Origin of the sequence: Enterococcus malodoratus ATCC 43197, assembly GCF_000407185.1 — a bacterium.
Lineage (GTDB): Bacteria > Bacillota > Bacilli > Lactobacillales > Enterococcaceae > Enterococcus_A > Enterococcus_A malodoratus.
In genome coordinates, this window is record NZ_KE136483.1 from 821,950 (window position 1) to 834,985 (window position 13,036).

Consider the following 13,036-nt stretch of genomic DNA (forward strand, 5'->3'; position numbering starts at 1 on the left):
CCGACAGTTTGAGCAGTGTAGTCGAAACAGTGACTGACTTAGTAACACCAATTTTAGATGAACAAAATTTTGATTTAGTCGAAGTTGAATTTGTCAAAGAGGGAAAAAGCTGGTTTTTAAGAGTATATATTGATAAAGATGGCGGCATTGATATTGAAGAATGTGCGTTCGTTAGCGAAAAACTTAGCGATAAATTGGATTCGATTGATCCAGATCCGATTCCACAGGCGTATTTTCTTGAGGTTTCTTCACCTGGAGCCGAACGCCCATTGAAAAAGGAAGAAGATTACCAAAAAGCGATGAATCAATACATCAATATTTCTTTATACCAGAATGTCGATGGTGAAAAACAATACCAAGGCTTTTTAAAAGAAGTAACGGAAGATGAGTTGACATTGACTGTAAAAATCAAAACACGCACTAAAGATATAGTCTTTGATCGGAAAAATATCGCGAAGGCACGCTTTGCGATCGAGTTTTAATTTATTGCTCACCCTTATTTAGAAAATGTTTTTTTAGTACGAGCTAGGAGGAAAGTCAAAATGAGTAAAGAAATGCTGAATGCGCTGGATACTCTAGAAGCAGAAAAAGGTGTTTCGAAAGAAATCGTGATTGATGCGTTGGAGGCTGCTTTGGTCTCTGCCTATAAGCGTCATTATGGTCAATCACAAAATGTTGAAGTTGAATTCAACGAAAAGAAAGGTGACATTCATGTCTATGCTGTCAAAGAAGTGACAGAAGAGGTAATGGATTCACAATTAGAAGTTTCTTTAAAAGATGCAATGAAAATCAATCCAGCGTATGAAATCGGCGATACAATTCGTTTCGAAGTTACGCCAAAAGATTTCGGCCGAATCGCAGCTCAAACAGCGAAGCAAGTTATCTTGCAGCGTGTACGCGAAGCAGAACGCAGCATCATCTATAATGAATATAGTGCCTATGAAAAGGATATTATGCAAGGTGTAGTCGAACGTCAGGACAATCGTTATATCTATGTCAACCTAGGCAAAATTGAAGCGGTTCTTTCTAAACAAGATCAAATACCCAACGAACATTATAAACCACATGACCGTATTAAAGTTTATGTATCTCGTGTAGAGAATACGTCAAAAGGACCGCAAGTTTTCGTAAGCCGCAGTCATCCAGATTTATTACGCCGCTTATTTGAACAAGAAATTCCTGAAGTTTATGATGGTATTGTCGAAATCGTAAGCATCGCTCGCGAAGCTGGAGATCGTGCAAAAGTAGCGGTTCGTTCAACTGACCCTAATATTGATCCAGTGGGGACATGTGTCGGACCTAAAGGACAACGTGTCCAAGCCATCGTTAATGAACTAAAAGGCGAAAATATGGACATTGTTGAATGGAATGAAGATCCAGCAGTATTCATCGCGAACTCTTTAAACCCAGCTCAAGTTGAAGATGTTATCTTCGATATTGATAATCCAAAAGTTTGTACCGTAGTTGTACCTGATTACCAATTGTCATTAGCTATCGGTAAGCGCGGACAAAACGCTCGTCTTGCGGCTAAGTTAACAGCGCACAAGATTGATATCAAATCTGAATCGGATATGGAAGAGTTCTATGCAAATTATGATGAAACAGAAGTTGAAGAGATCGAACCAGCAGCAGACGAAGAAGTGGAAGAAACAACTGTAGAAATGACAGAGGATGTTGAAAATAACACTTCTGAACAAAATGAAGAATAAGCAAATGGGAGGACAGCAAATGAAAAAAAGAAAAGTTCCTTTGCGTAAATCGGTTGTTTCCGGTGAAATGTTCCCAAAAAAAGAATTGATTCGCATCGCTAAGTCAAAAGAAGGAGAAGTTTCGATTGATCCTTCAGGAAAAAAACCAGGACGCGGAGCATATGTTGCGTTAGAACCTGCTGAAGTTGAAGAAGCATGGAAAAAACGTATTCTAGACCGCACGCTGGGTACTGATTTAAGTGATGATTTTTATCAAGAACTACTTGATTATGTAAAGCACCAAAAAGCCAGAAAAGAGCTCTTTGGCAATGAATAAACAGAAGGCCTTGAACATGTTAGGCCTTGCAATGCGTGCAGGCAAACTGATCACAGGGGAAGAAATGACGATCAACGAGATTCGCAGAAATAAGGTGAAACTCGTGATTGTTACTACTGATGCGAGTGAAAACACTCAAAAAAAAGTATCAGACAAAAGCAAATATTATCAAGCGACATGTTTTGTCGAATTTACTCAAGGAGAAATTTTAGGTGCAATTGGTAAACCGCGAAAAGTTATCGGGGTTTTAGACCAAGGGTTCGCCAACAAAATTATGACGTTAATAACAGGTTAGGAAGGTGATTGCATGGGAAAAAAAAGAGTATACGAATTTGCCAAAGAAGTGGATCAATCAAGTAAGGATGTTGTAGAGAAAGCACATACTTTAGGTATTGATGTAAAAAATCATATGGGTTCATTATCTGGGGATGACGAATCAAAATTGAAACAAGCTTTTTCGAGCAAGCCTGAACAAACTACTCAAGCAAAACCATCAGCTAACCAGCACGAAAAACCAAAATTCCATGGAAAGAGCTCGAAGAACAACCCAAATTTCCAGAATAGAAAAGGAAATAAAGACTTGACACAAAATAATAGACAGAATAACTCAGCGAACGCAAACCGTTCAAACCAAGGACAACGTCCAACTCAAAGCAATACAAATAATGCGCAACGCCAAAATCAAGGTCAACGACCAGCGCAAAGCAATACAAACAATGCGCAGCGTCAAAACCAAGGCCAACGATCAACACAAAGCAATACAAATAATGCACAACGTCAAAACCAAGGCCAACGACCAAATACACAAGGCAGTGCGAATAATGCACAACGTCAAAACCAAGGCCAACGACCAAATACACAAGGCAGTGCGAATAATGCACAACGTCAAAACCAAGGCCAACGACCAGCACAAAGCAATACAAATAATGCACAACGTCAAAACCAAGGCCAACGACCAAATACACAAGGCAATGCGAATAATGCACAACGCCAAAACCAAGGGCAACGTCCAAATACACAAGGCAATGCGAATAATACGCAGCGTCAAAACCAAGGGCAACGTTCAAACACACAAGGTAGTGCAAACAATGCACAACGTCAAAACCAAGGCCAACGTTCAAATACCCAAGGTGGCACAACCCAAGGCGGCAATCAAAATCGCAGTAATTATGGTAACCAAAACCGTAACAATAGTTTTGGTGGTAACCAAAATCGCAATAAAAACAGATTCAATAAAAAAGGTAAAAAAGGCAAGTATCAACAAAGCCAAAAACCTGCTGTACCACCGCGTAAATTCCGTGAACTGCCAGAAGTACTGGAATACACAGAAGGTATGAATGTAGCAGATATCGCGAAGAAGATTCACCGCGAACCAGCTGAAATCATCAAAAAATTATTCATGATGGGTGTCATGGTCAACCAAAACCAACCATTGGATAAAGATACGATTGAATTGTTGGCTACGGACTACGGGATTGAACCTCAAGAAAAAGTCACAATCGATATCGCTGATATTGACCGTTTCTTTGATGCAGAAGAATCTAATGAAGAAAACTTAGTTTCTCGTCCGCCAGTTGTTACAATTATGGGACACGTTGACCATGGTAAAACTACTTTACTAGATACTCTGCGTCATTCTCGTGTAACAAGTGGAGAAGCAGGTGGGATTACCCAACATATTGGTGCGTACCAAATCGATATTAACGGCAAACCGATTACTTTCTTGGATACACCAGGACACGCGGCCTTTACAAGTATGCGTGCTCGTGGAGCTAGTATCACAGATATTACAATCTTAGTTGTTGCGGCTGATGATGGTGTAATGCCTCAAACGATTGAAGCGATCAACCATGCAAAAGCGGCGAAAGTACCAATCATCGTTGCAGTGAATAAAATTGATAAACCAGGTGCTAATCCACAACACGTGATGCAAGAGCTAAGTGAATATGAACTGATCCCTGAAGCATGGGGCGGCGACACAATCTTCGTTGAAATTTCTGCTAAGTTTAACCAAAATATTGACGAACTATTGGAAATGATTCTTTTAGTTGCGGAAGTAGAAGATTTGAAAGCTGATCCAACACAACATGGAATCGGAACTGTTATCGAAGCTCGTTTAGATAAGGGTAAAGGACCAGTTGCAACTTTATTAGTTCAACAAGGAACGATGAAAGTCGGAGATCCAATCGTTGTTGGGAACACTTATGGTCGTGTTCGAGTTATGACAAACGATATTGGTCGTCGTGAAAAAACTGCTGGACCGGCGACACCAGTTGAAATTACTGGATTGAACGATGTTCCTCAAGCAGGCGATCGTTTCGCTATCTTTGATGATGAAAAGACAGCTCGTGCAGCAGGTGAAGAACGTGCGAAACGTGCATTGCTTGAACACCGTAGTTCTAGTGCGCGTGTGACATTGGATAATCTATTCGAATCCCTTAAAGAGGGTGAATTGAAGGAAGTTAATGTCATTATTAAAGCGGACGTACAAGGTTCTGCTGAAGCATTGGCTGCTTCATTGAAGAAAATTGATGTTGAAGGTGTACGTGTGAAGATCGTCCATTCAGCAGTAGGTGCAATTAATGAAAGTGACGTTACTCTAGCAGCAGCAAGTAATGCGATCATTATTGGATTCAACGTTCGTCCTACGCCGCAAGCAAAACAACAAGCAACGGCTGAAACAGTAGATATTCGTTTACATCGGATTATTTATAAGGCTATCGAAGAAATCGAAACAGCGATGAAGGGTATGCTTGATCCTGAATACGAAGAAAAAATTACTGGTCAAATGACCGTTCGTGAAACGTATAAAGTTTCTAAAGTTGGTACGATTGCCGGCTGTTACGTTAATGAAGGTTCAATTCAACGTGATAGCGGAGTTCGAATCATTCGTGATGGCATTGTCATCCTCGAAGGAAAACTTGCCAGCTTGAAACGTTTCAAAGATGATGTTAAAGAAGTCAAAATGGGCTTTGAATGTGGAGCTATGATTGAAAACTTCAACGATCTTAAAGTTGATGATGTGATTGAAGGCTTCATTATGGAAGAAATCAAACCCAAATAATTTTTAAACAATAAAGGAGGCAGTCGCTATGCCAAATTATCGCGATCGTCGTCTCGCTCAAGAAATTTTAAAAGAGGTCAATGACATCTTACGTAAAAAGGTTCGTGATCCGCGGGTCCAGGATGTGAATATCACTGATATTCATGTCACTGGCGACTTGCAGCAAGCGACGATTTATTACAGCCTGTTGTCTGATAAAGCTTCAGACAAGCAAAAAGCACAAGAAGGATTGAACAAAGCAAGCGGCTTGGTTCGTCGTGAATTGGGCCATGCTTTGTCGATTTATAAGACACCAGAATTGTTTTTTGAACTAGATGAATCCGTTGAATATGGTTCTAAGATTGATCAAATGATTCGTGATTTAAATAAAGAATAAGTTTGTTAGAATCCGAAAAATTTTTCGGGTTCTTTTTTGCATTATTTAACAAATCCTGTTAAAGTGTATGCAGTTTGTAAGTAATCCTTTTGCTGGATATTTTTCAAGGAGGCAAAGTCTAAAATGACAACTGAATTTGAAGAACGGATGAAGGAGCTCCATAAAGAATTTGATAATTTGAGCCCTGAAGAACGTAAAGCCGTTAAACAAAAAATAAAAAGAATCAATGTCTTAACTTCTCGTAAATTGGAACGAATGAAGCATGACTTGTTACGTATGGAAACCAAACGTGCACAACTTTCGTTAGATGGTGAATCGAAAGAACTGTCTGATTTGGAAGATCGCATAATTAGTAAGAAAAGAGAGTTCTTAAAATTATTATTTAAGGCAAAAGAGAATTGCTCCAAGAGGTGATTGAGTGGGTCTAATTGAGATTATCATCATTTTAGCCATTTCCATTACCTTATCAAATGTTTTAGCAAAAGTTTTTCCATCCTTTCCTATCTTTATGATCCAAATTATCATAGGGATTATTCTTGGATTGACCGAAGTAGGTAGTTCAATTAATTTTGAGCCCGAAGTTTTTCTAGTAATGATTATTGCTCCCTTGTTGTTTCGTGAGGGAGAGACAGCGGATATCCCATCAATTTTGAAGCATTTCGGGTTGATCCTGCTACTAGCCTTTGGCGGTGTCATTTTTACGTTATTTGGACTAGGATTTGTTTTACACAGTATTTTGCCGGCGATCCCGATCGCTGCTTGTTTAGCTTTCGGAGCTTCATTAGGGCCAACCGATGCTGTGGCGGTAAGTTCGCTGGCAAAGCGCTTAAATATTCCTGAATCAGTGATGCATGTTTTAGAAGGCGAGGGATTAATCAACGATGCTACAGGCGTAACGGCCTTTCAGTTTGCTGTTGCGGCTTTGTTGACTGGTCAATTTTCGGCCGCTGATGCGTCGATCTCCTTGTTGGAATCCAGTATTGTCGGTGTATTGGTTGGATTAGCAATCATTTGGGTGAAAAATGAAATCATAAAAATTATTGAACGAATTTCCGCTCAAGATGTATCCGCCTATTTATTGATCGAACTAATTTTGCCATTTGTGGCTTATTTTATTGCCGAATTATTCCATGCGTCCGGGATCATTGCAGCGGTTGTTACCGGTGTGCTGCAGGCAACTGGGTTCCGTCGCGTCAATCTGTTTGAGGCGCAATTATCGAATGTGACAGAGAGTTCCTGGAGTACGATCAGTTTCATGTTGAACGCGCTGGTATTTGTTTTCTTGGGGATTGAGTTGTCTCAAGTCTTTTCACCAGTTTGGAATAGCCGGAACTATTCAAATGTCCATCTTTTGGGAATTGTCTTGTTGCTGACAGCATTACTATTTGTTTTACGATTCTTGTTTGTTAGTGGTTTTTATATAGTGACGCAGGGCTGGAAGAAGAGTCATGCACAATTAAGGGATCGATTATTATTAACCTTTGGCGGAGTCAAAGGGACGGTCAGTATTGCCACGATTTTTATTTTGCCAACGACGATCAATGGGATCGAATTTCCTGAACGATCACTGCTGCTGTTCATTACCGCCTGTGTGACGTTTCTAACACTAATCATCGGTATGGTTTTATTGCCCATCTTATCTGAAGGGGAAGTTGTGCCGCCAACCGATCCAAAATTGATGTTGATTTTACGGGAAGTAATCAGTGAACTATACGACGATCTGGAAAATAAGGATCTCAGTGAAAAAGAACGCTTTGCGATGTTAGCGGTCATCGCAAATTATCAAGGTCGGATCCAGCTGGTCTTCAATAATTCGATGCCTGAAAGTGCCCAACAGGAATTTCAAGAAATCCAAGCGTTGATTATTTCAGTTGAGCGAGATGGCTTGGATGAAAGTTTCAGACGTCACCAAATTGATTCGGGTGCGTATCGATTGTACTCGCGGTTTATTTCAAATGTATCTGAGTCGGTGACAAAACAGATGTTGTCACTACTTAGTTTTTGGCTGATTTTTGTACGACGCATCATTCGGGTTCTCTTACATCCGAAAATGTTTTGGCAGCGTCGGCAAAATCGTAAAGAAACGGTTGATAATCAAGATATTTCGTCACTTAGAAAAATCTTTGTACGCAACAGTGAAGCAATATTGGACAGTTTGGAAAACCTGCGAGATGTTTATGATGCGGACTTGATTGATTTCTTTGTTGATGAGCGTAAAAATCTGATGAAACAGGTTAGCGGGCATGGATTATTTGGAACGTATTTGATTCAACAAGATCCGCTCTATGCCAAAGAGCTGATTCGCGGATTTTATCTAGAGAGAAAGATTATAGATAAATACGAAGTCGATGAAGACATTACTAACTTTGCGGCGAATAATTATCGCCATCAAGTGAATCAGTTAGAATCATATGCTATGCGGCAGCCATCAGATCCAAGTATTTCGTTTGTGATCAACCGGCAGAGACAAAAGAAGCGAGCAAAGGAAAAGAATTATTAGAACCGTCATTTTAAATGTCGGTTCTTTTTTTGTGTGACGATCCTTTCTCTGAGTGTGCGAGAAACAGGTTTGCTTTTTACGATTAATAAGGTTCTAAATTGCCATCATTATTTTTAGCTGATTAAAAAGCTCATGAGCTAAAAGCTGGCTTGCCAAATCTCGGATCAGCTATGCTATAATGGGATCGTTGATTATAAAATGAAATGAGGAAACAGCGATGGACGGTATCTTGCCGTTATGGAAAGAGCGCGGCATGACGAGTCATGACTGTGTCTTCAAGTTAAGAAAAATTCTACAAACTAAAAAAGTCGGTCATGGAGGAACGTTGGATCCTGATGTGGATGGGGTGCTGCCGATCTGTATCGGAAAAGGAACCAAAGTAATCGAATATCTGCAGGATAGCGGGAAGATTTATGAAGGGGAAATCACTTTAGGTTTTTCTACCACCACGGAAGATCGCAGTGGAGATGTTGTAGAGACCAAGATGGTTGATTCGCCCTTATCAGAAGATGAAGTTGATCAGATGATGGCAACGTTTATCGGTAAGATTAAGCAAGTTCCGCCGATGTATTCAGCGGTCAAAGTAAACGGCAAGCGTTTATATGAATATGCCCGCGCAGGTGAAACAGTCGAACGACCTGAACGTGAGGTGCTGATCGAAAGTTTCAAACGCACGACTGAGCTTATCTATGATGAAGAAAATAAAACGCAAAGCTGGCGGTTTCAAGTAACCTGCGGCAAAGGGACTTACGTTCGGACTTTAGCGGTAGATCTTGGCGGAAAACTAGGATATCCTGCACACATGTCTGATTTAACGAGACTGGCCAGCGGCGGGTTTTCTGTCGGACAGGCAGTCACCTTAGCACAGGTCAGTGAGTTGATGGAAAAGGATCAAATTGATCAAGCCTTACAACCAATTGAAGAAGCGATGAAAGATTTTCCGCGGATTGACCTGACCGATGTTGATTGGCAAAAAGTGAAAAATGGGCAGGTCCTGCCAATGAAAGATTTTGGTTTGAAAAAAATGCCTGCCGATTTGATCGCCTTTTTTTATCAAAATCAGTTAGTCAGTCTTTATGGACTGCATCCAGAAAAAAATTGGCTTTTGAAGCCAAGTAAAGTGATTCGAAACGAGGTATAACAGATGGAAATTGTAAAACTACGTCATCCTTATAGACCCGAAGATATTCCGGCAGGAGACTGTGTATTAGTTTTAGGTTTTTTTGATGGTGTTCATCGAGGGCATCAAGAAGTAATTAATACTGGGAAAAAAATTGCTCAAGAAAAAAATTTGAAGTTGGCTGTGATGACCTTCAATCAGCATCCGGCAGTTGTATTTCAACAGGTCCAGAGCAAACCCATTAAATATCTTTCTACTCTAAAGCAAAAAGAAGAACGCATGGCTGAACTGGGCGTAGATATTTTATATGAGGTGGCCTTTACGTCATCGTTTGCCGCGTTGGTACCGCAAGAATTTGTTGATCGCTATATCGTTGGACTACATGCGAAAGTGGCGGTTTCCGGCTTCGATTATAACTTTGGTAAGGATCAAACGGCTGACGCAGAGAATCTGCCGAAATATGCCAATGACCGTTTTGAAGTAGTGATCGTTGCTAAAAAGACGGAGGAACATGAAGAAGAAAAGATCAGTTCCTCGCGTATTCGACGTTTGTTGTCAGAAGGTCGTTTAGATGAAGCAAATCATTTATTAGGTTATGTGTACGAAGTAAGCGGGACTGTGATTCATGGCGAGGCTCGTGGAAGGACATTAGGTTATCCAACGGCGAATATTCAAGTACCGGAAGATATGAACTTGCCGAAAGAGGGTGTATACGTCAATCAAATTAAGATTGGTGATACATGGTATCCAGCGATGGGTTCGATCGGTCACAATGATACGTTTGGTCCTAATCGGATGCTGACCGTTGAGATCAATATTTTGGACTTTAATCAAGAAATATATGGTGAAAAGGTCAAAGTCCGCTGGTATCATATGCTGCGTGGACAAGTTGCATTTGAATCAGTGGAAGGGTTGATTAAGCAACTCGAAGCGGATGAGCAAGCGACAAGGGATTATTTCAATCGTTAACAACTGGTAAGACATTCAGAAATGGGTGTCTTTTTTTTACGCATTTCTAATATGGGCATCAGATTTTGTTATCATTAAATAAAAAGGAGTTTTTTGGATGGAAGAAAAATGGAGCATTCGGAGTTATCAAAAAGCAGATGCGGATGAATTATTCACAATGATGGAAAAGGAGGCGGATTGGGAAGGGTATTGTTATGGCGATGGAAAACAGAAATATTTACAGGCGTTAGAGACTTCTGTGACTTATTTACTTTTTGAAGGGGAACTACTATGTGGTTATGCTCGCTGTCGAGAGGACGATGGGTTTGGAGTCTATGTTTATGATTTGCTAGTGGATACTGATTGTCGTGGAAAGAAATATGGCCGCTATCTGATGGAACAAGCGTGTAAAGACTTTCCGGAACAAACGGTTTATGTCATGAGCGATGTTGATCCGTATTATGAAAAACAAGGGTATCAAAAAGAAGGGACGATTTTTATTGTAAAACCGCAATAAAAAATCTGTTGTTGACTCTCCCTTAACAGGAGACACTATTCTGTTAATGAGAGGAGTGATCAGATTGAGCACAGCCATCGTAGCTGATCAATTAACAAAAGAAATTGGCGGGGAAAAAATCGTCAACCAGCTGTCCTTTAGCGTAAAAAAAGGGGAGGTCTTTGGTCTCTTAGGACCAAACGGAGCGGGGAAAACAATGACTATCGAGACATTATTAGGAATCAAACGACCAAATAAAGGGTCGGCAAAGATTCTAGGATTGGATCCGCGCAAACATCGTCGGGAGGTTTTTGAAAAGGTTGGCGTACAGTTGCAATCTTCCAGCTACCAAAACAATATTCGGGTGGGAGAATTGTGTCGAGAAATTGCGAGTCTCTATAAACAACCTCGAGATCATCAGGAACTGTTAACGCTGTTCAAATTGGAAAAATTTCAAACACAATATGTAGAAAAACTCTCTGGTGGTGAAAGACAAAAACTTTCGATCGTCCTAGCATTGATTCCAGATCCAGAAATTATTTTTTTAGATGAATTGACGACCGGATTAGATACCGAGGCGCGCAGAAACGTCTGGCAGACCTTGATCAAACTCAAAGAAACAAATTTAACGATCTTTTTAACGACTCACTACATGGAGGAAGCAGAGATTCTTTGCGATCGAATCTACTTGATCAAGCGAGGCAGCATTGTAGCGGAAGGAACAGTTCCTGAGTTACTGGCAGAGAGTTCACAAAAAAATCTGGAAGATGCTTATCTTTGGTTTGTAGGGGAGGGCGACTATGAATAAAGTAATCAGCTTGGCAAAGGTAGAAGGAAAGTTAGCGATTCGTTCAATTGATGGGATCCTCTTTGGTATTGGAATGCCCTTGGGTGTTTTGTTGTTGACTACGATGATCGCCGGCAGCAAGCAAGCGGGAGACGCCTCGTATACTTTTTTAGACAGCAGCTTTAGTTCATTGTTGGTGGTCGGAATTTGCGCGACTGCTTTCATGGGCATACCGCTGACGATTTGCGATTATCGCGATAAGAAAATTTTGAAACACTTTTTCGTGACACCAGCCTCACCAGGACATTTGATCGCTACTCAAGTATTGGTTGCGATGATTACCGCAGTTACATCCGCAACTGTCGTAGCACTTGTATCAGTCGTATTTCTTGGCTACCGGATGCAAGGAAACTGGGGATTGTTGATTGCCAGCTACTTTTTGGTTATGATTGCTATGTACAGTTTAGGACTGTTGATCGCGAGTTTATGCAAAAATATCAAGATCGCTAATCTAGTTTGCAGCTTGGTTTATTTTCCAATGCTCTTTTTATCTGGTGCGGTGATTCCTTTTGAACTTTTTCCTAGCGGATTGCAAAAAGTAGCGAACGTTTTACCTTTGACACAAGGAGTTCAACTGCTAAAAAGTGTTAGTCTTAATCAACCAGTTGGGAATCCGCAATTTGTTCTGGTTCTTCTGGTGGTGATTACGATCGTGGGATTTGGTTTAGCGGCGAAGTTATTTCGTTGGGAATAGAAAGAAACGAGGCGAATTGAGTGGAACGAGAGTGTCAAAAGGTCGAAGAGATGCTTTATCGAATTGGAATGTTTTCTAAAATGAACCAAGTCACGATCAAAGCATTGCGCTATTATGATGAGGTGGGGCTGCTGCGTCCCCGCTTCATCGATCCTGACAATGGGTATCGCTATTATAGTTCAAGTCAATTAGAACCGCTGCATCGCTTGTTGGCACTTCGAAGAATCGGATATAGTATCGAAGAAATCAAACGAGTGCAAGAGGGAGAAAGTGAACAGCGGATCTTGCAAAGAAAGAAACAGCAGCTATTAAAAGAAATCTCTGAGCGCATGTCGATGTTATCTCAGATTGAAGGGTATTTGCAGCAGGACGAAGCAAACTATCATATGGTGATTAAAAAGATACCAGAGGTCAAAGTTGCGACCATGCGAAAGATTATTCCGAACTATGGGGAACTATCGTCTATAATGCCTGAAATGGGTGCACAAATGGAGGCAGCCGGCTGTGTGTGTTCAATGCCGGAATATTGTTTCAATATTTATCACGACAATGGCTTCATGGAAGAAAATGTCGATGTTGAAGTTTGCGAAGCGGTAACTGAAATGAAAGACGACGTTGGCGATCTAAAGTTTAAGTGTATCGATGAAATTCCTGAAGCGGTATGTACGATGCACAAAGGGTCTTATGAATCGTTGCCTAAGGCATTTGGAGCGGCAATAAAATTTGTTGAAAATAATGGTTACGAGATTAGCGGTTCTATTCGTGAAAACTATATTGATGGCATGTGGAATAAGGATAGCGAAGAGGATTGGTTAACGGAGATTCAAATACCTGTAAAGAAAATATAATGATTAAAAAGAAATCTTTTTTAAAGGTTTCTTTTTTTGTGATTTTTTTGAGAAAATTACTAAGAAGCAATTGTTTGGATTATGTTGTTATGCTACGCTAGATTTAGTTTTACTTGAA

General features: G+C 40.4%; 14 protein-coding genes. All 14 read left to right on the plus strand.

The window, feature by feature from the left end:
* Positions 1–8: 8 nt before the first annotated feature.
* Positions 9–482 (plus strand): ribosome maturation factor RimP, encoded by a 474-nt coding sequence (gene rimP / locus I585_RS19355; RefSeq protein WP_010740332.1) that lies wholly within the window; start codon positions 9–11, stop codon positions 480–482.
* A 60-nt stretch (positions 483–542) separates the two neighbouring features.
* A complete protein-coding gene (gene nusA, locus I585_RS19360; RefSeq protein ID WP_010740331.1) occupies positions 543–1,709 on the plus strand; it encodes a transcription termination factor NusA in 1,167 nt (388 codons plus the stop codon).
* A gap of 19 nt (positions 1,710–1,728) precedes the next feature.
* A complete protein-coding gene (gene rnpM / locus I585_RS19365) occupies positions 1,729–2,025 on the plus strand; it encodes an RNase P modulator RnpM (RefSeq protein ID WP_010740330.1) in 297 nt (98 codons plus the stop codon).
* Positions 2,018–2,320 (plus strand): L7Ae/L30e/S12e/Gadd45 family ribosomal protein, encoded by a 303-nt coding sequence (locus tag I585_RS19370; RefSeq protein ID WP_034709432.1) that lies wholly within the window; start codon positions 2,018–2,020, stop codon positions 2,318–2,320. Before rnpM ends, I585_RS19370 begins: the two co-directional genes overlap by 8 nt.
* Before the next feature lie 12 nt (positions 2,321–2,332).
* Positions 2,333–5,089, plus strand: a complete 2,757-nt coding sequence (infB, locus tag I585_RS19375) for a translation initiation factor IF-2 (protein WP_016249958.1) — start codon at positions 2,333–2,335, stop codon at positions 5,087–5,089.
* 28 nt (positions 5,090–5,117) lie between these two features.
* Positions 5,118–5,465: a 30S ribosome-binding factor RbfA gene (rbfA, locus tag I585_RS19380; RefSeq protein WP_010740326.1), complete on the plus strand. Its 348-nt coding sequence runs from the start codon at positions 5,118–5,120 to the stop codon at positions 5,463–5,465.
* A gap of 123 nt (positions 5,466–5,588) precedes the next feature.
* Entirely contained in the window at positions 5,589–5,879 is a 291-nt protein-coding gene (locus tag I585_RS19385; protein WP_010740325.1) for a hypothetical protein, read from the plus strand.
* A gap of 4 nt (positions 5,880–5,883) precedes the next feature.
* The gene (locus I585_RS19390) at positions 5,884–7,965 is read left to right on the plus strand and encodes a cation:proton antiporter (protein WP_010740324.1); all 2,082 of its coding nucleotides are present in this window, start codon (positions 5,884–5,886) and stop codon (positions 7,963–7,965) included.
* A 217-nt stretch (positions 7,966–8,182) separates the two neighbouring features.
* Positions 8,183–9,106 (plus strand): tRNA pseudouridine(55) synthase TruB, encoded by a 924-nt coding sequence (gene truB, locus I585_RS19395; RefSeq protein ID WP_010740323.1) that lies wholly within the window; start codon positions 8,183–8,185, stop codon positions 9,104–9,106.
* Between the two features lie 3 nt (positions 9,107–9,109).
* Entirely contained in the window at positions 9,110–10,054 is a 945-nt protein-coding gene (ribF, locus tag I585_RS19400; RefSeq protein ID WP_010740322.1) for a riboflavin biosynthesis protein RibF, read from the plus strand.
* 97 nt (positions 10,055–10,151) lie between these two features.
* Positions 10,152–10,550, plus strand: coding sequence for a GNAT family N-acetyltransferase (locus I585_RS19405; RefSeq protein ID WP_010740321.1), 399 nt, complete (start codon positions 10,152–10,154; stop codon positions 10,548–10,550).
* A gap of 64 nt (positions 10,551–10,614) precedes the next feature.
* Positions 10,615–11,337 carry an ABC transporter ATP-binding protein gene (locus I585_RS19410; protein WP_010740320.1) on the plus strand — a complete coding sequence of 241 codons (723 nt, stop codon included), beginning with the start codon at positions 10,615–10,617 and terminating at the stop codon, positions 11,335–11,337.
* The gene (locus I585_RS19415; RefSeq protein ID WP_010740319.1) at positions 11,330–12,070 is read left to right on the plus strand and encodes an ABC transporter permease; all 741 of its coding nucleotides are present in this window, start codon (positions 11,330–11,332) and stop codon (positions 12,068–12,070) included. The genes I585_RS19410 and I585_RS19415 overlap by 8 nt, the downstream gene beginning before the upstream one ends.
* A gap of 20 nt (positions 12,071–12,090) precedes the next feature.
* Positions 12,091–12,918 carry a MerR family transcriptional regulator gene (locus I585_RS19420; RefSeq protein WP_010740318.1) on the plus strand — a complete coding sequence of 276 codons (828 nt, stop codon included), beginning with the start codon at positions 12,091–12,093 and terminating at the stop codon, positions 12,916–12,918.
* Positions 12,919–13,036: the final 118 nt, after the last annotated feature.